A 20,205-nucleotide genomic window follows, 5' to 3' on the forward strand; every position below is an offset into this window, starting at 1 on the left:
GGACAGAAGAGTTGATAGCGCGTGACGATCCTTACCTGTTGAAGAGGTTGGCGTCCTCATCGCCGCGTTGAATAAGGATGAGTAGCGATTTCTCACCAGCCGGTCACACAGTTTGGTCGTAAGGGAGTTCCGTTCGTTCCATGTCCGTTGTGGGCCAACAAGAGACGTCGCTATGAGGATGGTTGGCGGGTATCCAAAGAAAACACTTCAACAGGCGTTCTGCTTAATTCCGTTAATGATTAGTGTGTAGCAATCTGGTCAAGCTCGCAACGGGTGGGATCATCCTATGCATATTCGCCAGATTGTTTTCGCTGTCGTGCTGCTCGGCGCTTTGGTTCGGTTCGAGCATGCCCAAGCTGAAGATGGCTTCCCAGCAGCGGAGTGGGAGCGCGTCACGCCTGCAGAATTGGGTTGGTCAGAAACCGGATTGACCCAAGCGCGATCCTTTTCGGATCAGATTCATTCGAGCGCGGTTGTGATCGTTCAGCACGGCAAGGTCGTGGCCGAGTGGGGCAGTACGACGAAGCCGATGGAAGTCGCTTCAATCCGCAAGAGCATGCTCAGCGCCCTGATCGGCATCGCAGTGTCGGATCACCAGATCAACCTTGACAGCACGCTTGGCGAACTTGGCATCGACGATAACCCGCCTGGCTTGACCGGGGTCGAGAAGGGCGCGACGGTGCGCGAACTCCTCGAAGCGCGTTCCGGGGTCTACCACGCGGCGCTCTATGAGACGCCGGACAATGCCAAGATGAGACCGCCGCGCGGCAGTCACCCGCCCGGCACCTTCTGGTATTACAACAATTGGGACTTCAACGCGCTTGGCACGATCTACGAGCACGCAACTGGCATCGGCCTCTTCGAGGCGCTCGACCAAAAGATCGCAAAGCCAATCGGCATGCAGGACTACCGGCCACAGGATGGCAGCTACGTCCGCGGCGAAGCGTCTATCCACCCCGCCTATGAGATACGCATGAGCGCACGGGACTTGGCGCGTTTTGCACTTCTCTATCTTCACAAAGGCAATTGGGCCGGACACCAGATCGTGCCGCGGGAGTGGGTGGAAGAGAGCACGCGCAGCTATTCGAAAGCAGCGTTCGGGATGGGCTATGGCTATCTCTGGTGGATCGGCTTTCTGGGCGGTGACGTTGCGCCTACGGTGACTTTGCCCGAGGGCAGCTTTATGGCCCAAGGTGCCGGCGGCCAATACGCCTTAGTCGTACCCGCACTCGACCTTGTCGTGGTGCATCGTGTCGACCGCGATGCGCCGTACGTCGAACCTTCATTTCGCAACATGGCTAGGCTCTTCTGGCTCATCCTGAAGGCCGATGGCTATGATCCGGGGCCCGATGCCTCGCTCACCGCAGCAACCGGCGAAAGACCGACAGGTGAGACCCTGGCCGCAAAATTCAAGGGCAAGACGATCAGCTTCGGTCCGAAGCTCAAGAATGGTCCGTTATCCATGCGATTCGAGCCCGACGGCCGGATGACTTATCCGCACTGGGACGAGTCCTTTGGGCCTGCAACGGGGACATGGGCGGTCGCGGAGGATAAGCTCTGTATCTTGATCTCGGCTGCTAGACGTCGTTGCTACATTCCAGTGCTGAACGGTGAGCAGATTGAGTTGTTCGACCAGCTTGGCGTCATGCAAATCGCCGGGGTGGCGCTGCCTCAGTGATCTGCATGCAGCAATCGGCTCGCGACGTCGGTTCAGGGTCGATTCCGTTGAAAAAGTCGGCAGTAGTTTCGTTGTGAACGCCGGCTGTTCCGAGGACGCGTTGGCTTGGTGGGGGAGTCACGCGGGCATCGGGATCAGCTTGGCCATTTTACGAAGATTCTGAGCGGCTGCAGCAAGGGTGAACTCGTCACGCGCGCCGTTCGGCCCTCTTAGTCGTAGCCGATCGAGCTTGAGAATGCGCTTGAGATGCGCGAACAGCATCTCGATCTTCTTGCGGAGCCGCCGTGAAGTGCGGCCCTCCCATGAGCTTGCGATCTCGCGTGCCATGTCGCGAGCGCCCTCATAGATCGAGCGTGGCACTTTCCGGGCCGGGGTGTTCGGGCTACACCTGCTTTTCAGAGAGCATGCTTGACAGTCGTGCTTGCTCGCGCGGTAGAGGATCGTCTTGTCGTCGTTCACCAGCGTTCCTGTGGTGGTGAGGGTTTTGCCACCGGGGCAGCGATAGACGTCCCCAGCATGGTCGTAAGTGAAGGCCTCACGCGAGAAGGTCCCGTCAGTGCGGGTCGACTTGTCGAAGACGGTCACGTGCGGCTCGATCCCGTGCTCGTAGACCAGCCACCCGAGCATCTCAGCGGAGCCATAGGCGCTGTCGCCGAGAAGCCGGCTTGGATAAAGATCGAACCTTTCGAGTGAACGCTCAATCATGCGCTTGGCGGCCAACACTTCTGCCTGGCGGATCGCCGTGGTCGCCTCGACATCGACGATGATCGCGTTTTCGACGTCGACCAGATAGTTCGTCGAGTAGGCGAAGAAGGCTTGGCCGCCATGCGCTCCCGTCCAGCGTGCCGCCGGATCGGAGGGCGATACAAACTTGGGCGTGACCTCCGTCGCGGCACCGAACGCGGCATCATCAAGAGCAGCAAGGTACTCGTCAATTGCTCGGCCCGTGGCCTCCGGCGGAAGCCCCTTATCGCCTTCGATTCCCTTCTGCCGATTGGCATCCGCCTTGATCAGGCTCGCGTCGACCGCGAACCCTTCGCCGCCAACCAGGCGCTCCCGGATACAGCGCCGCAAGACGGTCTCGAACACGCGGCGAAAGAGATCGCTCTCACGGAAGCGGCCGTGCCTGTTCTTCGAGAACGTCGAGTGATCGGGGACAGCTCCATCCAGACCCAGCCGGCAAAACCAGCGGTATGCCAGATTGAGGTGGACTTCGTCACAGAGGCGCCGTTCCGATCGGATGCCGAAGCAGTAGCCGATCAGGAGCATCCTGATCATCAGCTCCGGATCGATCGAGGGTCGCCCGATGTTGCTGTAGAACGGAGCCAACTCCCGTCGCAGGTCCTCAAGGTCGACGAACCTATCGATCGACCGCAGGAGGTGGTCGGCTGGAACGTGCTTTTCTAGGGAGAACTCATAGAACAACGCAGCCTGTTCGACTTGCCGATGCCCCATCATGACCTTCAGTCCTGCCAATTAGACAGACTGAATCATCGATCTCTCTGCGTCGCAACTGCCGACTTTTTCAACGGAATCGGTCAAAAGCGGACGTGGCTTTGTCGCGCGCATTGGTGCTGACGTCCTGCATCCAGATCCTTCCTGAAGCACTGCGCAAATCGGAGTGCTCGGGTCGACTCCGGTCGCGGGCTCCCGCCTTTCGTTCGGCTGACCGGTGCAAGGGCAGTCCCCGGCCACCCCGTCGAACGCGTGCGTGCGAAAAGGCGCTCGTCGCCGACTGAAAATTTCTATTTCGCGTTTCCAGAAAACGTGCTAGACCATCGCCATCCCGTGCTCCTCGAGAGGGGCGCTTCGCGATCGTCACGGAACGTTGGGTGCGGGATGCGGTGGCTGCAGGATGCCGCAGCGCGGGGAGGCTCGCGTGGACGAACGGCAGCTTGCGGACGCGAAGTCGCGTGGTCCTGGCGCCCCGACGCTGGCGCCAAGTCCTCGGGCGATGATCCCGAGGGCGACGGTGGCTCACAAGCCGGACACCGGGGAGATCGCGTATAAGCGTGAAAACCATCGCGCGGGGAATGCCGGGATGTCTCGGCTGAACCTGTGGTGACTGCCGCCTGCTTTTTTTCTGCAGGCGGGCCATGGGGGCGGCCAGCTCCCGGCATTCCCTGCGCCCTCTGCCTGATCAGGGGGCAACATCGATGACATCCCTCGGGCGCATGGCGCCGCGAGGTCGGTGACGCACGTCTTCGTGGCGACACCCGGAGGGGAGGGAGCCCCATCGCGGGAACCAATTTCCGCAGCCAAGGTTAGCTGGCATGCAGGAGACCCCCCACATGCGCCGTCCGAAAATTCAGCCGTCCCGCAACAAGCTCGACATGGCCGATCAGGCCCAGGTCCGCGTGGTGACCAAGCGGCTGAAGATGTCGCCCGGCGAGTTGGCCGAGATGGTCGAGCGCATCGGCAACTCCATCGCGGCCATCACCAAGGAAGTAGCGCAGCAGCGGGCCGCGAAGGCTTCGGCGCCGGAAGGAGCCGTCATCGCCTCGGTGACGGTGACCGAGACCAAGGCGGAAGTGATCATGCCGGACGAGACGCCGGCGGCAACCTAGCAAGCGGCGGCGCGGATCATCGAGAAGCCCGGCAATCGGTCCGGGCATTGGACGAAGGGGGCAAAGGATGGACCAACGCACCGATCACGGTGACGCTTTGATGCAGGCCGCGTTCAGCCTGCGCAAGGCCAAGATCAGCGAAGGCCGTCCGTTTCCGCTGGGCGCGACCTGGGACGGCCTCGGCGTCAACTTTGCGATCTTTTCCGCGCACGCGACCAAGGTCGAGCTGTGCCTGTTCGACGACACCGGCGAGACCGAGCTCGAGCGCATCGAGCTCCCCGAATACACCGACGAGGTCTGGCACGGCTATCTGCCGACGGCACGTCCCGGCACCGTCTATGGCTATCGCGTGCACGGGCCCTACGAGCCCGACGTCGGTCACCGCTTCAATCCGAACAAGCTCGTGATCGATCCCTATGCCAAGCAGCTCGTCGGCGACCTGCGCTGGGGTCCGGAGCTGTTCGGCTATCAGCTCGATCATGCCGACAAGGATCTGTCGTTCGACGGCCGCGACAGCGCGCCGTTGATGCTGAAGTGCCGCGTCATCGATCCCGCCTTCACCTGGGGCACCTCGCGCAAGCCGGAAATTCCGTGGGAGCGGACGATCTTCTACGAGATGCACGTCAAGGGTTTTACCAAGCTGCATCCGCTGGTGCCCGAGGCCGATCGCGGCACCTTCGCCGGTCTCGCGCACCAGGACATCCCGGCCTATCTGCGCTCCCTGGGCATCACCTCGGCCGAGCTGTTGCCGATCCATGCCTTCATCGACGACAGCTATCTGGTCGACAAGGGCCTGCGCAACTACTGGGGCTACAACTCGATCGGCTTCTTCGCGCCGGAGCCGCGCTATCTGAAGACGCCGCTCGCGACCGAATTCAAGACCATGGTCAACCAGTTCCACGCCAACGGCATCGAGGTCATCCTCGACGTGGTCTACAACCACACCGCCGAAGGCAACGAGTTCGGGCCGACCCTGTCGTTCAAGGGCATCGACAATGCCAGCTACTACCGGCTGATGCCGGACCAGAAGCGCTACTACATCAACGACACCGGCACCGGCAACACCGTGAACCTGTCGCACCAGCGCGTGCTGCAGCTCGTCGCGGACTCGCTGCGCTATTGGGCGACGGAGATGCGGGTCGACGGCTTCCGCTTCGATCTCGCCACCATCCTGGCGCGCGAGCCCTACGGCTTCGACGAAGGCGGCAGCTTCCTCGACGCCTGCCGGCAGGATCCGGTGCTGTCCAGCGTCAAGCTGATTGCCGAGCCCTGGGACATCGGCCCGGGCGGCTATCAGGTCGGGCAGTTTCCGCCGGGTTGGGCCGAATGGAACGACAAGTTCCGCGACACCGCGCGCGCCTTCTGGAAGGGCGACGGCGGCACACTGGCCGACTTCGCCAAGCGCATCTCGGGCTCGGGCGACCTGTTCAACAAGCGCGGCCGGAGGCCCTGGGCGAGCGTGAACTTCATCACCGCCCATGACGGCTTCAACCTCAACGACCTCGTCTCCTACAACGAGAAGCACAACGAGGCGAATGGCGAGGACAATCGCGACGGCCACAGCAACAACCATTCCTGGAATTGCGGCGTCGAGGGGCCGACCGACGACCCCGAGATCACCGCGTTGCGCGAGCGGCAGAAGCGCAATCTGCTCGCCACGATGCTGCTGTCGCACGGCACGCCGATGCTGCTGGCGGGCGACGAGTTCGGCCATAGCCAGAACGGCACCAACAACGCCTATGCGCAGGACAACGAGACCACCTGGCTCGACTGGATGGGGATCTCGCCGCAGGGCAGGGCGTTGCGCGAGTTCACGCGCAAGCTGATCGCGATGCGCAAGGCTTTCCCGATCCTCTATCGCAGCCGCTTCCTGGTCGGCTCGCACAACGAGGAGCTCGACGTCAAGGATGTGACGTGGCTCGATCCCTCCGGCGAGGAGATGACGACCGAGCAGTGGACGGACGATCATGCGCGCTGTTTCGGCATGCTGCTCGACGGCCGCGCCCAGGAGACCGGCGTCAAGCGGCGCGGATCGGATGCGACCCTGCTGCTGGTCTACAACGCCCATTACGACGTCGTGAACTTCACATTGCCTTCCGTTCCGGAGGGGCACAACTGGCTGGCGCTGATCGATACCAACCAGCCGGATGCACAGCCGCAGTCGTTTCCGTTTGGCCACGTCTACGCGGTGACCGGGCGATCGCTGCTGGCCCTCGGCCTGTCCTCGGAGCAGCAGCCGATGCGCAGCCTGCGCCACGGCCTCGGCGCCCTGCTGGACATCGCGGAGGCGCCGCTGGGGTAGGGCGGCGAGACAGCCCGGCGCCGGCTTGTCGTTCGCGGGATGTCGTGCAAAAGCTGTCCGGGTGAAACGCCCGGACAGAGGTCAAGAAAAGCTCAAATGCGCACCCATTCCATCGCCGCCATTCCCGCCGACGGCATCGGCCCCGAGGTCATCTCCGAAGGCGTCCGCGTGCTCGAGGCACTCGCCAAGCGCGCGGGCGACATCAGCTTCAACGTCAAGACCTTCGACTGGGGCTCGGACTACTACAAGAAGCACGGCGTGATGATGCCGGCCGACGGCCTCGCTGAGCTCAAGAAATTCGATGCGATCTATTTCGGCGCGGTCGGCGCGCCCGACGTGCCCGATCACATCACGCTGTGGGGCCTGCGGCTGCCGATCTGCCAGGGCTTCGATCAGTACGCCAATGTGCGCCCGACCAAGATCCTGCCCGGCGTGGCCTCGCCCTTGCGCAATGTCGGCGTCGGCGATCTCGACTGGGTGATCGTGCGCGAGAATTCCGAAGGCGAATATGCCGGCATGGGCGGCCGGGCGCATCGCGGCCTGCCGGAGGAGGTCGGCACCGAGGTCGCGGTCTTCACCCGCGTCGGCGTCGTCAGAATCATGCGCTACGCGTTCAAGCTGGCGCAGTCGCGACCGCGCAAGTTCCTCACCGTCGTCACCAAGTCGAATGCGCAGCGCCACGGCATGGTGATGTGGGACGAGATCGCCGCCGAGGTGGCGCGGGAATTCCCCGACGTGACCTGGGACAAGATGCTGGTCGACGCGATGACCGTGCGCATGACCCTGCAGCCGAAGAGCCTCGACACCATCGTCGCGACCAACCTGCATGCCGACATCCTGTCCGATCTCGCCGGCGCGCTCGCCGGCAGCCTCGGCGTGGCGCCGACCGGCAACATCGATCCGGAGCGGCGCTTCCCGTCGATGTTCGAGCCGATCCACGGCTCGGCGTTCGACATCACCGGCAAGGGCATCGCCAATCCGGTGGCGACGTTCTGGACCGGCGCGCAGATGCTCGAGCACCTCGGCGAAAAGGACGCGGCCGTCAGGCTGATGGCTGCGGTCGAGAAGGTCTGCGCAGCCGGCATCCTCACCCCCGATGTGGGTGGCAAGGCGACGACCAGGGAGGTGACCGACGCCGTCATCGACGCGATCCACGGCTCCAACGTCTGAGGCGTGCTACTCGCTTGCACAATCTAGGCGTGTTCCGCGTCGCGCTTGCAATGGACGCTGCGGGGCGTATACCAGCGCTTCCGCCGCGTCCGCGCATGCTAATCACATGCATGTCATAGTGACGCGAGACACGGACTTAAGTGGCCTGGGCTTCAGGAGAAAGGACACATCATGCGTCGTCACCGTCGAGCCAAGATCGTCGCGACTGTCGGTCCCGCGAGCAATTCTCCGGAGGTGCTGAAAGCGCTGTTCCTCGCCGGTGTAGACACATTTCGTCTCAATTTCAGCCACGGCACGCAGGCCGATCACGCCAGGGTCCATGCCGCGATCCGCGCCCTCGAGAAGGAGGTGCAGCGGCCAATCGGCATCTTGATGGATCTGCAGGGTCCGAAGATTCGTGTCGGCACGCTACGCGACAAGAAGATCCAGGTCGAAGCCGGCGAGACGATTCGGTTTGTCCTCAACGGCACCGAGGGCGACAAGACGTCGATTCCGTTGCCGCATCCGGAGATCTTTGCGGCGGTCGCGCCCGGTCACGATCTTCTGATCGATGACGGCCGCGTGCGGGTGCGCGTCATGGGCCTCGGCGACGACTGGATCGAAGCCAAGGTGATCGTCGGCGGCGCGATCTCCAATCACAAGGGCGTCAATCTGCCGGGCACGATTCTGGAGCTGTCGCCGCTGACGGCCAAGGACCGCTCCGATCTTGCCTTTGGGCTCGACCTCGGCGTCGACTGGGTGGCGCTGTCGTTCGTGCAGAAGCCGTCCGACGTGCTGGAGGCGAGGGGCCTGATCAATGGCCGCGCCGGCATCATGTCCAAGATCGAGAAGCCGGCGGCGCTGGAGCGCATCGACGACATCATCCAGCTGTCGGACGCGATCATGGTCGCGCGCGGCGATCTCGGCGTCGAGATTCCCAACGAGGACGTGCCGGGCAAGCAGAAGGAGCTGGTGCGCGCCTGCCGGCTCGCGGTGAAGCCGGTGATCGTCGCGACGCAGATGCTGGATTCGATGGTCGCGACGCCGACGCCGACCCGCGCCGAGGTCTCCGACGTCGCGACCGCGATCTATGACGGCGCCGACGCGGTGATGCTGTCGGCGGAATCGGCCAGCGGGCAATACCCGCGCGAGGCGGTCGCGATGATGGACAGCATCATCAAGGCAACCGAGGGCCACAAGATGTACCGCTCCATCGTCGAGGCGACGCAGCCGGGCGAGGAGCAGACCGCACCGCATGCGGTGGCGACCGCCGCGGCCGACCTGGCGTCGGCGATCCACGCCAGGGCGATCGTGGCCTATACGTCGAGCGGAACTTCGGCCTCCCGCGTTGCGCGCAAGCGGCCGAGCCTGCCGATTCTGGCGATCACGCCGAACGAGGACACCTCGCGGCGCATGTGCCTGTTGTGGGGCGCGCACAGCGTGCTGTCGCAGGACGTGCAGAACTACGAGGAAATGGTCGAGCGCGCGACCTTCTTTGCCGTGCAGGAGGAGTTCGCGGAAGCCGGCGACCTGCTCGTCGTCGTCGCCGGCATCCCGTTCGCGCAGGCCGGCACCACCAACAATCTGCGTGTCGTCACCATGCCGAGATAGGAGGCCGATTTTCCCTGTTCGCGCCGCCCGCCTGTCGCCTGATTGTCGCACCGCGCTGGTATCGCGGGGCAGTGACGAAGGACGTCGCGAGTCGTCGAACGAGCGGTGTCCGGTCGCGGTCCGGCAGGACGGGTTCTGCCAGTGAGGCCGTTCGTCATCGCGGTGTCATCAGGGGCTGTTAGGTGGGCGCGCATGGGACTTGAGACTGCTGGTGAAGAAAGCCCGGCTCGGCGCTTTCGGACGTTGTTCATCTCGGACGTTCATCTCGGAGCCCGCGGCTCGCAGGCCAATCTCCTGGTCGATTTCCTGCGGCACCATGATGCCGATACGATCTATCTGGTCGGCGACATCATCGATGGCTGGGCGCTCAAATCGAGCTGGCATTGGCCGCAGTCGCACAACGACTTGGTGCAGAAGATGCTGCGCAAGGCGCGCAAGGGCGCCAAGGTCGTTTACGTCCCCGGCAATCACGACGAGTTCCTGCGCGGCTACTACGGCACGCATTTCGGCGGCATCGACGTCGTCGAGAACATCGTGCACACCGGCACCGACGGCAAACGCTATCTCGTCATTCACGGCGACATCTTCGATCTGGTCGTGCAGAACGCGCGCTGGCTCGCCCATCTCGGCGACAAGGCCTACGATTTTGCGATCCAGATGAACCGGCTGGTCAACTTCTTCCGCCGCATGTTCGGCGTGCCCTATTGGTCGCTGTCGCAATGGGCCAAGCAGAAGGTCAAGAACGCGGTGAACTATATCGGCGCGTTCGAGACGGCACTGGCCTCCGAGGCGCGCCGGCATGGCGCTGACGGCGTGATCTGCGGCCACATCCATTGCGCCGTCATCCGCGACCAGGACGGCATCCGCTACATGAATTGCGGCGACTGGGTCGAAAGCTGCACGGCGCTGGTCGAGCACGAGGACGGCCGCTTCGAGATCCTCACCTGGACCGATCCGCAGCGGCAGCCGGCGCCGGTTCCGCAGCTGGCCGCCCGCGCCGCCTGACACCGGCTCCCTTGCCTCTCGGCAATCGGGCGCGGTAAAATCGGGGCATGACAGCTCATTCCCCGATCCTGCCCGTGACCGCCGCCGACATCGATGCGGCGGCACGCGTCCTTGCGCCCGTGGCCGTGCGGACCCCGCTGCTGCCGGCTCCCGTGCTCAGCGAGCGCTTCAAAGCGAACGTTTTCGTGAAGCCGGAGGTGCTGCAGCGGACCGGCTCGTTCAAGTTCCGCGGCGCCTACAACAAGCTGGCGTCGATCCCGCAAGCAGCGCGCGGCAACGGCGTCGTCGCATTCTCCTCCGGCAATCATGCGCAGGGCGTCGCCCATGCCGCCACATTGCTGGGCATGGACGCCACGATCGTGATGCCCTCGGATGCGCCGGCGGCCAAGCGCGAGCGCACCAAGGCGTTCGGCGCCGACGTCGTGCTCTATGATCGCGACCGCGAGGACCGCGAAGCGATCGCGCGCGACATCGCTGCAAAGCGCGGCTCGACGGTGGTGCCGCCCTATGACGATCCCTTCGTCATCGCAGGGCAGGGCACCGTCGGCCGCGAGATCGCCGACGACCTTGCTGCGCTCGGCCTGTCGCCGGATCTGGTGATTGTGCCTGCTTCCGGCGGCGGGCTGCTTGCCGGCGTCTCGACCGCGGTGAAGGCGCAGTTTCCGAGCACCCGGATGGTCGTGGCTGAGCCCAAGGGCTTCGACGACCATGCGCGCTCGCTGCGGGCCGGCCACCGCGAGGCCCACGATGCAAAGGGCCGAACCATCTGCGACGCGCTGATGGCGGCGATTCCCGGCGAGATCACCTTCGCGATCAACAGCCAACTTCTGTCGGCTGCGGTCGAGGCCTCGGATGAGGAGGTGGGGCGGGCGGTCGGCTTTGCCTTCCGGGAGCTGAAGCTCGTGGTCGAGCCCGGCGGGTCGGTCGGGCTCGCGGCATTGCTGGCCGGCCGGCTGGACGCGGCGGGCAAGACTGTGGTGATCGTGCTCTCCGGCGGCAATGTCGACGCTGAGCTCTACGCCCGGCTGATTGCCTGACGATCAAGCCTCAGCGAAAGCCGAGGCCGCCTCTTGCCGATCCTCCACCACCCATCCGCAGTCCGGACTGCGCGACGTGCGGCGCGCCCCGCGTCAGGCCGCCCTGCATCCCGCCTTGACCCCGCGCCATCGACGGATGCGACGCGTTGATGTTCGGCTTGAACGGTCCGGAATTGCCGGGGAAGGGACGCCGGACCTCGCGGGTGTCGAATGGCCGACCAGGACTGCGCTTCAGTGGGTCGCGCTGGATTTTCGTAGTCACGGGCGGATTTGCCGGCGGCATGATCCTGTCGCGTAACCTGGTCTGAGCGATTGGCCTGGGATCAGCGACCTTGCCGGGGCCTGTGTTGTTGACGGCATCGCCTTTCGTGACGACCGTGGGCGGCAGCGGCCCGCGCGGCGGCATGGTGGTGGTCGGCAGCTTCGGCTGCGGGATCTGGGCGCCCGGATTGAACGGTCGCGCGATCGGCGCCAGTTGCGGTGGCATGATGAGGCGGCTCGGTTGCAGCACGGGGATGGGCCGCGGCTGTCCCTGCAGCCGCAGCGCGACCGGCGCATATGGACTGTCGGCATAGGATTCACGGAAGCTCCGATAGGCGGCCGGCGAATTCGCCAGTACGGCCTCGTGCCACGCCGCGGCCTGCACGAGGCCGGCGAGCAGGGCGCGGATGCGGTCGGCGAGCGGATCGCGCGGATACATCGCGATGAACTCGCGATAATATTGCGGACGGTTCTCCGACAGCACGTAGTCATAGGCCTGCCGCACGGACCGGCTGGGCAGGTTGGCCGCCATCTGGATCACCGGCGCATTCTCGGCAGGGCGCGCGGCCGCGACCAGCGTATCCCCGAAGAAGGTGAAATCGCCGGTGAGCGAAGAGCTTTCCCACGGCGTCTGCCGGCCGTCGGTGGTCTGGTTGACCTGCAGACGGATGCGCTTGAACAATTGCTCGATCGGCAGGTTCGGCTGTCGCGCGAGGTTGAGGAAGGCCTGCGCATAAGGGCTGTGCTCGCCGCGGCCGTCGAGCGCCTCCGCGCCGGGCGAGGTCGAGTATCCGAGGATGGAGCCGTTCGGCGCGTCGACGATGGCCAATCCGCGTCCGGCATCGTTGATGGCAGGGAATGGATTGTTGCGGCAGGCGTCCAGTACGACGATCCGCATGCGGCTCGGGATGGCGTCGAGCGTCGCCATCAGATCCACCAGCCGGATGGTCCCCGTCGTCAGGTCGGAGGGCGCCGAGATGCGGGCATCGATCGGGATCAGATAGTTCTCGCCCGCGAGCTGAACCCCATGGCCGGCGTAGTAGACCATTGCCACGGTATTCGGGCCGTGTGCTGCCACCCGGCTCGAAAAATCCTCCACGACCTTGAGCATCTCGTTCTGCGTCAGGTCCGTCGCCGTGATCACCTCGAAGCCGGCCGAGTTCAACAGCTTGGCAACAGCATGGGCGTCGTTGTCCGGGTTCTCCAGCGGCGGCGCGTTCTGATAGCTCGCATTGCCGATCACGAGCGCGACGCGTGGCTCGGCTCCTTGAGGGATCGCGGCGAGCGTGTTGCTCTCCCTTGCCGGTGAGGAAGCTGCCAGCGCGCGCGGTGGCGTGTGAAGGGTGTCGAGCTCACTGCCGGCGGCGAACGCCGAGCCCGGGCCGACCCAGGCCATCAGGCCCAGCAGCGCGGACATGAGCAGGGATTTCCAGGCGGACGTTACAGCGCGAAATTTCGGAACGGACACGGCGTTCTCCTCAAGCATGCGCAAAGCGAATGGCTTGAGAAGCAGGCTACGCAGATCACGCAGTGGCGTACGTGATCCGCGTCACCCATCAACGCGGCACCCTTGGTGCTCAGTGATCGAGGTTCAACAGGAGGTGGCCGAGATGCTCTCGGCCTACGAGAAGAATGCGATCTTCTCAGGCTGGGTCATGCGACGGATCGGCGCCAGCGAGTCATTGGCGGGCGCCTGTGGCCGCTGCAGAAGGCCGTTCGACAGGAGTGTCGATCCCAGCGACGGCTCGTAGGCAGGCTTGGGCATCGCGGATGCGCTGGTGCTGTGAGCCGCGGCAGCGGTCGGGCGGACCTGCTGGCTCGGCGCAACGTCGGCCTGCGGGGCCGCTGCGGGAGATTGAGCTGCGACCGCAGCCGCCACGGCGGCCAGGGTCTCGATGGTGATCGCCTCCGGAAGCGGTGGCGATACGGGCGCGCTGGGGATTGGCGCCGGGACTGGAGGCGATGCCATGCGCGGGGCCGCCGTGGGCGGGGCCGGCATCGGAGGGGCAGACATCGACGGAGCAGACACCGGCGGGGCAGACACCGGCGGGGCAGGCATCGTGGGCGCAGCCGGAGCCGGCGCCGCCGTGGCAACCGGGGCTTCTGCCGTGGTCAGCACGAGATCCGGCTCCGACGGCGCTGTCTCGCTGAAGCTCGCGACGATGTCGTCGTCGACCGAGGTCGGCTCCTCAATGTCGAAGCCGAGCGTCCTGACCCGGCTGAACTCCTCGTCGTCGATCGGGTCGAGGACACCCATCTCCGCCGCGACCAATTCCAGAATGGCCTCGTCTTCGGCTTCTGCGGCGGCGGCGTCATCCAGGGCCGCCGCGGCGTGCTGCTCGATCTCGAGCAGGGCTTCGTCCACCGACGGCTCCGTCGCAGCTTCCGGGGGCTGCACCACTGCCGCAGTTTCGGCGTCAACGATCCTGGCGTCGACTGCTGCGGCCGCCACGATCACAGCGTCAGCAGCCGAGGAGGTCTCAACCACTTCCATCGCGGCCACCGCCGCAACGAGCGGAATGGCGATCTCGAGCGCTGCCTGGGACGCCTCGCTCTGTTCCGGTGCAGGCTCCGGCTCCGAGACCACCATCTCGGCGGACGGACTTGATGCGACATCAGGCGCTGGCGAAGCGGCGGCCTCGGCCGCCGGACTGATCTCGTCGGCTACAGGCGGAACGCTCGCTTTCTCCGCCTCGAGCTCCTTCAGCCGCGTCTTGATGATCTCGAACGCCGCAAGCAGCGCGAGCTTGGGGTCGGCGCTCGCAAGCTGATCGCAGGCGGCCTCGATCGACGTCACCTGCGAATCGATCAGGTCACAGATCCGGGAATCGGCGCCGATCTCGCGCCAGCGCCAGGAAATCTCCTTGATGATTCGGATGCCCTTGCGCACCGGCGCCAGGTTCTGGTCGAGGGCCATGCGGTCGACCGCGGAGGCGGCGGCCAATGCGGCGTCTTCGACCGTGGCGCGGATCGCGGCGAGCGCTTCGGGCAGCGCCTTGCTGTCCGCCTGCTCGAATTCCTGCTGCTGCTGACGCTGCGAGGCAAGAGCGTGCTCGATGCGGGCGACGGCGTCGAGCACCATGCTGGTGTCAGCATTGCGGTTGCGCTTGGCATATTCACCGAGGAACCAGCGGCCTCGGGACGTCTCCATGAAGGCGTCGCGGATCGCCTCGTAATCGGCCTCGTTCGGCTGAGCCGCACGGGCGGATATCGGCGAGAGGGCGAAGACTTCATCGACCATGGCAAACCTATCGCGCACATTGCTGCGCGTTGGCATAACGATCACCATGATATTGATCGAATCGCAATTGAATTGATGCCACTGTCCCGACAAATCTCCACCACATCGCCGGTATTGTCGCGCCGATTCGCGGACAGGTTGGGGCTGTTCTATGGCGCGGTGTTCATGCTGTCGGGCACGCATCTGCCGTTCTTTCCCGTATGGCTACGGGCGATCGGGCTGGATGCCGCATGGATTGGCGTCATCATTGCGGTTCCCGCCGTAACCCGCTTCACCGTCCTGCCGCTGATCACTGCGGTCGCCGAGCGCCGGCAGGCCCTGCGCACCGCGATGGGGCTGGCCACCTTCGCAACGGCATCGGGCTTTGTGGTTCTTGCCTTCCAGCGCGAACCCTGGCTGGTATTCCTGGTCTACGTGGCGACCTGCTGCCTATGGACACCCGTTGTCCCGCTGACGGACGCCTATGCGCTTCGTGGCGTGATGAGCTATGGCCTGAACTACGGTCGCCTGCGGCTGTGGGGATCGGCGGCCTTCATCGCTGGAACGCTGCTGTGCGGCGGGCTGGCCGATCTCGCGCCGTCGTCCGAGCTGATCTGGATCATCGTCTCGGTTGCGCTGTGCGGTGCGGCAAGCAGCCTGCTGCTGCAGGCGCTGCCGCCCTTGCCGCATGGCGCCGGCCCATCGCGGGACGGCCGCAGTCTGCTGGCCAATCCGAGCTTCCTCTGCATCATCGCAGCTTCGGCGCTGATTCAGGCCAGCCATGCGGCCTACTACACGTTCTCCGCCATCGAGTGGAAGGCGCAGGGCTTCAGCGGGCTGACCATCGCTTGGCTCTGGACCATGGGCGTGCTCGCCGAGATCGTCGTGTTTGCCCTGTCGCCACGGTTCACGCTGGCGCCCGCCAGCCTGGTCATGATCGGTGCGATGGCGGCCGTGCTGCGCTGGAGCCTCACGGCGCAGGAGCCGCATGCGGCGGGGCTCGCGGCGGTCCAGATCAGCCATGGCTTCACTTTCGGGCTGACGCTGGTCGGAACCATGGGGCTGCTGGTGCGCCAGGTGCCGGCGCATCTGACCGCGCGCGGGCAGGGCTATTATGCCGCCGCCAGCGGCGTGGTCGGCTCGGCGGCGTCGGCCCTCTCGGGGCCGGTCTATGCGGCCTATGGCCCCGGCGTCTACTACGTGATGGCTGCGATGGCCGGAGCGGGCGGCGCGCTGATGTGGCTCGCGCGCCGCGGCGTCTCGCTTCAGCCCCACAACGCCTGATCGGGCGGATAGACCAGGCTGTCGTCGTAGTGCAGGCCGTGCTCGCAATCCTCGGCAAGCAGCAGCGGACCGTCCAGATCGACGAAACGGGCGAACGGCGTCAGCAGCATGGCCGGCGCCATCGACAGCGACGTCGCCACCATGCAGCCGACCATGATGTCGAAGCCGAGCGCGCGCGCGGCATCGGCCATGGCAAGCGCCTCGGTGAGTCCTCCGGTCTTATCGAGCTTGATGTTGACGGCGTCGTAGCGCCCACGCAGCGCGTCCAGCGAGCTGCGGTCGTGCACGCTCTCGTCGGCGCAGACGGCGAGCGGGCGCGCGATCCTTCCGAGCGCTTCGTCGTTGCCTGCGGGCAGCGGCTGCTCGACCAGCGTGACGCCGGCGGCGGCGCAGGCTGCGAGATTGGATTCCAGGACGGCCTCGGTCCAGGCCTCGTTGGCGTCGACGATCAGTTGTGACTGCGGCGCCGCGGCTCGCACGGCTGCAATCCGCGCCGGATCGCCGTCGCCGCCGAGCTTGATCTTGAGCAGCGGGCGGTGCGCGGCCTTGGCCGCAGCTTTGGCCATCACATCGGGGGTCCCGAGCGAAATCGTGTAGGCCGTGACGCACGGCGCCGGTGCGCGGCGTCCGAGCAGGTCCCAGATGCGCCGGCCGTTTCGTTTGGCTTCGAGGTCGAGCAGCGCGCAATCGAGGGCATTGCGCGCCGCGCCCGGCGGCATCGCCGTCTGCAGGGCGTTGCGGTCGAGACCAGAGGCGATCGCATCGCGCATCGCGAGCAGGGCGCTCAGCGCCGCATCGGGCGTTTCGCCATAACGCGGATAGGGCACGCATTCGCCGTGGCCAACCATCGTCCCGTGTCGCAGCTCCGCGATCACTGTCACGGCTTCGGTCTTGACGCCGCGGCTGATCGTGAAGCTGCCGGCGATCGGCCAGTGGCCGATCCGGGCGTCCAGTATTGGAAAACCGTTGGAAGTCATTTGAAAGTCTGGCGCTTTGTGAACCGGAATGAGGCGCTTGGGACTTGCGCGATGTGACCGACTATGGCTGTTGATAGTGGTCTCCGGCAAGGTGGTAGCGACGCGGTGGGATTTTTCTCGTCAAGGAGCGGACGTCCAAGGCTCCGAGGATGGCCGTCGTGAAGGGCGGCCCTGATCTGCAGCGCAGTGGCGATGGCAATGCGCTGTCGCTGCGCGCGACCGGCGCCTGGACTGCGCCCTTTGCGCCGTCGCTCGAACGGCTCGTCGCCGATGCCGAAAAGCTCGCCGGCAAGAAGATCGATGTCTCCATCGACGTCTCCCAGGTGTCCAAGCTCGACACGTTCGGCGCCTGGCTGATCGAGCGGCTGCGCCGCAGCTTCACGACCGGAACCGTCGAGGTCCGGATCGATGGGCTCTCTGCGAACTACGCCAGCCTGGTCGACGAGGTTCGCCGCGTCAGCACCGCGCCCAATGGCGACGCGACGATGGTGACCATCACCGGCATGCTCGGCCAGATCGGCCTCAGTGTCGCCGGCATCTTCGGCACGGTCGCCGCACTCGTCGACATGCTCGGCGCCGTGATCGTCGCCAGCGGCCGGGTCCTCATTCATCCCCGCAGCTTCCGACTGACCTCGACCATTCATCATCTCGAGCAGGTGTGCTGGCGTGCGGTGCCGATCATCGTGCTGATCACCTTCCTGATCGGCTGCATCATCGCTCAGCAGGGCATCTTCCATTTCCGAAGGTTTGGCGCCGACATCTTCGTCGTCGACATGCTCGGCGTGCTGGTGCTGCGCGAGATCGGCGTGCTGCTTGTGGCGATCATGATCGCCGGCCGGTCGGGCAGCGCCTACACGGCCGAGCTCGGCTCGATGAAGATGCGCGAGGAGATCGACGCGCTGCGCACCATGGGCTTCGATCCGATCGAGGTCCTGATCCTGCCGCGCATGCTGGCGCTGGTGATCGCGCTGCCGATCCTGGCCTTCCTCGGCGACATCGCCGCGCTCTATGGCGGCGGGCTGGTGGCCTGGTTTTATGGCGGCGTCGATCCCGAGGCCTTCCTGCTGCGCCTGCGCGATGCGATCTCGATCGATCATTTCAAGGTCGGCCTGCTGAAGGCGCCGGTGATGGCTGCCGTGATCGGGATCGTCGCCTGCGTCGAAGGACTGGCCGTGCAGGGCAGCGCCGAGTCGCTGGGGCGCCACACCACTTCGTCGGTGGTGAAGGGCATCTTCTTCGTCATCGTGATGGACGGCGTGTTCGCGATCTTCTTCGCCGCGGTCGGGATGTGAGCTGAGATGGTGCAGCAGGTCTCCGATCCCATCATCCGCGTGCGTGACGTCACCGTGCAGTTCGGCAAGACGCGCGTGCTCGACGGGCTCGACCTCGACGTCAAGCGCGGCGAGATCCTGGGCTTCGTCGGTCCCTCTGGCGCGGGCAAGTCGGTGCTGACGCGCACCATCATCGGCCTGGTGCCGAAGCTGTCGGGCAACATCGAGGTGTTCGGCGTCGATCTCGACGCCGCCGATCGTGCCGGCCGCCGCGCTGTCGAGCGGCGCTGGGGCGTGCTGTTCCAACAGGGCGCGTTGTTCTCCTCGCTCACGGTGCGGCAGAACATCCAGTTCCCGGTCCGGGAGTATCTCAAGGTCTCGCAGCGTCTGCTCGACGAGATCATGATCGCAAAGCTGGTGATGGTCGGATTGCGGCCCGATGTTGCTGATCGTTTCCCGAGCGAGCTGTCGGGGGGCATGATCAAGCGGGTCGCGCTGGCACGCGCGCTCGCGCTCGATCCGGAACTGGTGTTCCTCGATGAGCCGACCTCGGGACTCGACCCGATCGGCGCCGGCGATTTCGACGAGCTCGTCCGGACCCTGCAGCGCACTTTGGGACTGACGGTTTTCATGGTAACCCATGATCTCGACAGCCTGTATACGGCGTGCGACCGCATCGCCGTGCTGGGCGACGGCAAGATTATCGCCGCGGGATCGATGGCCGACATGCAGGCCTCGGAACATCCGTGGCTCCGACAGTATTTCCACGGCAAGCGTGCCCGAGCCGTGATGGGGTAGCGCGACGCGCCCCAGGGACGATTTTTGTGAGCGGGAGTGGGGACTGCCGCGACAAAGTTGATGGGGTGGGTGCCGCTGTCCGGCGCCAACCGACAGTGCGCGGAAGCGGGGGCTGGATGACCGCCGTGACGTGCCGGTACCGGAGTTGGTAATGGAAACGCGGGCGAATTACGTCCTGATCGGGTCGTTCACGCTGGCAGTGATTGCCGCGGCGATCGGGTTTGTCCTCTGGTTTCAGAGCCTGCACACGACCAAGCAGCGCAGCCCGCTGCGGGTCGTGTTCGAGGGGCCGGCCGCGGGTCTGCGCAACGGCGGCAGCGTCAACTTCAATGGTATCCGGGTCGGCGAGGTCATTTCGGTCAAGCTCGACAATCCGCGCCGCGTCGTGGCGCTGGCGATGGTCGAGAACAACGCGCCGATCCGCAAGGACACCCTGGTCGGGCTCGAGTTCCAGGGCCTGACCGGCGTCGCCGCGATCTCGCTGAAGGGCGGCGAGGAGGCTGCGCCGCCGCCGCCGCTCGACGAGGATGGCGTGCCGGTGCTGCGTGCCGATCCGACCCGGCTGCAGGACGTGACCGAAGCGATCCGCGCGACCTTGCAGAACATCAACAAGGTCGTCGCCGACAACCAGGACGCCGTAAAGAACTCGATCAAGAATCTCGAGGTGTTCACCCAGTCGCTGGCCCGCAATTCCGAGCGCATCGATGGCGTCATGAGCCGGGTCGACGGCATCATGGGCAAGGCCGATACCCTGATGCTCGGTCTCAACACGCTGGCCGGCGGCAAGGATGGCGGCGAGCTGTTCCTGACGGTGAAGTCGATCCGCGAGCTCGCCGAGGATCTGGACAAGCGCTCCGGCGCGCTGATGGCCGATGGACGGCGCACGCTGTCCGACATCAGCCGCGCCGTGAACAATTTCGACCGCAATCCGACCCGGGTCCTGTTCGGGGCCAGCAACTCCAGCCCGAGCAACGCCCAGGCCTCGCAGCCGGCGCCCGCGCCCTCCGCCAGCGGACGGCGGTGAGGCCTTGGCGAATGGGGAATA

15 protein-coding genes are annotated in these 20,205 nt (G+C 65.3%); 11 read left to right on the forward strand and 4 right to left on the reverse strand.

Translation table 11 applies throughout. The features are described 5' to 3' along the window. The first annotated feature begins 286 nt into the window (after positions 1 to 286). Positions 287 to 1,678: a serine hydrolase domain-containing protein gene (locus ACQR10_RS09810; protein ID WP_316218809.1), complete on the forward strand. Its 1,392-nt coding sequence runs from the start codon at positions 287 to 289 to the stop codon at positions 1,676 to 1,678. Between the two features lie 117 nt (positions 1,679 to 1,795). Here ACQR10_RS09810 and ACQR10_RS09815 read toward each other — a convergent pair whose 3' ends face one another. After that, positions 1,796 to 3,136 (reverse strand): IS1182 family transposase, encoded by a 1,341-nt coding sequence (locus ACQR10_RS09815; protein WP_316218467.1) that lies wholly within the window; start codon positions 3,134 to 3,136, stop codon positions 1,796 to 1,798. Between the two features lie 833 nt (positions 3,137 to 3,969). On the opposite strand from ACQR10_RS09815, the gene ACQR10_RS09820 reads away from it, so the two are divergent. The 6 genes from ACQR10_RS09820 to ACQR10_RS09845 all read left to right on the forward strand — a co-directional run bounded on the left by ACQR10_RS09820 (position 3,970) and on the right by ACQR10_RS09845 (position 11,349). Continuing rightward, positions 3,970 to 4,245, forward strand: coding sequence for a DUF3606 domain-containing protein (locus tag ACQR10_RS09820; protein ID WP_316182970.1), 276 nt, complete (start codon positions 3,970 to 3,972; stop codon positions 4,243 to 4,245). Positions 4,246 to 4,312: 67 nt separating this feature from the next. Further along, positions 4,313 to 6,547, forward strand: a complete 2,235-nt coding sequence (glgX, locus tag ACQR10_RS09825; RefSeq protein ID WP_316182971.1) for a glycogen debranching protein GlgX — start codon at positions 4,313 to 4,315, stop codon at positions 6,545 to 6,547. A gap of 96 nt (positions 6,548 to 6,643) precedes the next feature. Beyond that, positions 6,644 to 7,717 (forward strand): tartrate dehydrogenase, encoded by a 1,074-nt coding sequence (locus ACQR10_RS09830; RefSeq protein ID WP_316182972.1) that lies wholly within the window; start codon positions 6,644 to 6,646, stop codon positions 7,715 to 7,717. A 171-nt stretch (positions 7,718 to 7,888) separates the two neighbouring features. After that, on the forward strand, positions 7,889 to 9,307 hold the full coding sequence (gene pyk, locus ACQR10_RS09835) for a pyruvate kinase (RefSeq protein ID WP_316182973.1): 1,419 nt from the start codon (positions 7,889 to 7,891) through the stop codon (positions 9,305 to 9,307). 192 nt (positions 9,308 to 9,499) lie between these two features. Beyond that, positions 9,500 to 10,312, forward strand: coding sequence for a UDP-2,3-diacylglucosamine diphosphatase (locus ACQR10_RS09840; protein WP_315804339.1), 813 nt, complete (start codon positions 9,500 to 9,502; stop codon positions 10,310 to 10,312). Positions 10,313 to 10,359: 47 nt separating this feature from the next. Continuing rightward, on the forward strand, positions 10,360 to 11,349 hold the full coding sequence (locus ACQR10_RS09845) for a threonine ammonia-lyase (RefSeq protein ID WP_316216873.1): 990 nt from the start codon (positions 10,360 to 10,362) through the stop codon (positions 11,347 to 11,349). A gap of 10 nt (positions 11,350 to 11,359) precedes the next feature. Here the strand turns inward: ACQR10_RS09845 and ACQR10_RS09850 are convergent, their stop codons facing one another. Beyond that, positions 11,360 to 13,078, reverse strand: a complete 1,719-nt coding sequence (locus tag ACQR10_RS09850) for a caspase family protein (protein WP_410051423.1) — start codon at positions 13,076 to 13,078, stop codon at positions 11,360 to 11,362. Between the two features lie 153 nt (positions 13,079 to 13,231). Beyond that, positions 13,232 to 14,851, reverse strand: a complete 1,620-nt coding sequence (locus ACQR10_RS09855; protein ID WP_316216871.1) for a hypothetical protein — start codon at positions 14,849 to 14,851, stop codon at positions 13,232 to 13,234. Between the two features lie 75 nt (positions 14,852 to 14,926). Here ACQR10_RS09855 and ACQR10_RS09860 point away from each other — a divergent pair, with 75 nt between their 5' ends. Beyond that, the gene (locus ACQR10_RS09860) at positions 14,927 to 16,114 is read left to right on the forward strand and encodes an MFS transporter (RefSeq protein ID WP_316216870.1); all 1,188 of its coding nucleotides are present in this window, start codon (positions 14,927 to 14,929) and stop codon (positions 16,112 to 16,114) included. On the opposite strand, the gene dgcA is transcribed toward ACQR10_RS09860, so the two are convergent. Then, the gene (gene dgcA / locus ACQR10_RS09865; protein ID WP_316216869.1) at positions 16,096 to 17,091 is read right to left on the reverse strand and encodes an N-acetyl-D-Glu racemase DgcA; all 996 of its coding nucleotides are present in this window, start codon (positions 17,089 to 17,091) and stop codon (positions 16,096 to 16,098) included. The two genes, ACQR10_RS09860 and dgcA, sit on opposite strands and share 19 nt — an antisense overlap. Positions 17,092 to 17,249: 158 nt before the next feature. Between dgcA and ACQR10_RS09870 the strand changes: the two genes are divergently transcribed. The 3 genes from ACQR10_RS09870 (at position 17,250) to ACQR10_RS09880 (ending at position 20,184) form a co-directional block, all read left to right on the forward strand. Then, complete coding sequence (locus ACQR10_RS09870; protein ID WP_316216886.1) at positions 17,250 to 18,383, forward strand: ABC transporter permease; 1,134 nt, start codon at positions 17,250 to 17,252, stop codon at positions 18,381 to 18,383. 6 nt (positions 18,384 to 18,389) lie between these two features. Further along, the gene (locus ACQR10_RS09875) at positions 18,390 to 19,160 is read left to right on the forward strand and encodes an ABC transporter ATP-binding protein (RefSeq protein ID WP_315804333.1); all 771 of its coding nucleotides are present in this window, start codon (positions 18,390 to 18,392) and stop codon (positions 19,158 to 19,160) included. Between the two features lie 151 nt (positions 19,161 to 19,311). Then, a complete protein-coding gene (locus ACQR10_RS09880; RefSeq protein ID WP_315804332.1) occupies positions 19,312 to 20,184 on the forward strand; it encodes an MlaD family protein in 873 nt (290 codons plus the stop codon). Positions 20,185 to 20,205: the final 21 nt, after the last annotated feature.

Origin of the sequence: Bradyrhizobium sp. HKCCYLRH2060, assembly GCF_051168135.1 — a bacterium.
Lineage (GTDB): Bacteria > Pseudomonadota > Alphaproteobacteria > Rhizobiales > Xanthobacteraceae > Bradyrhizobium.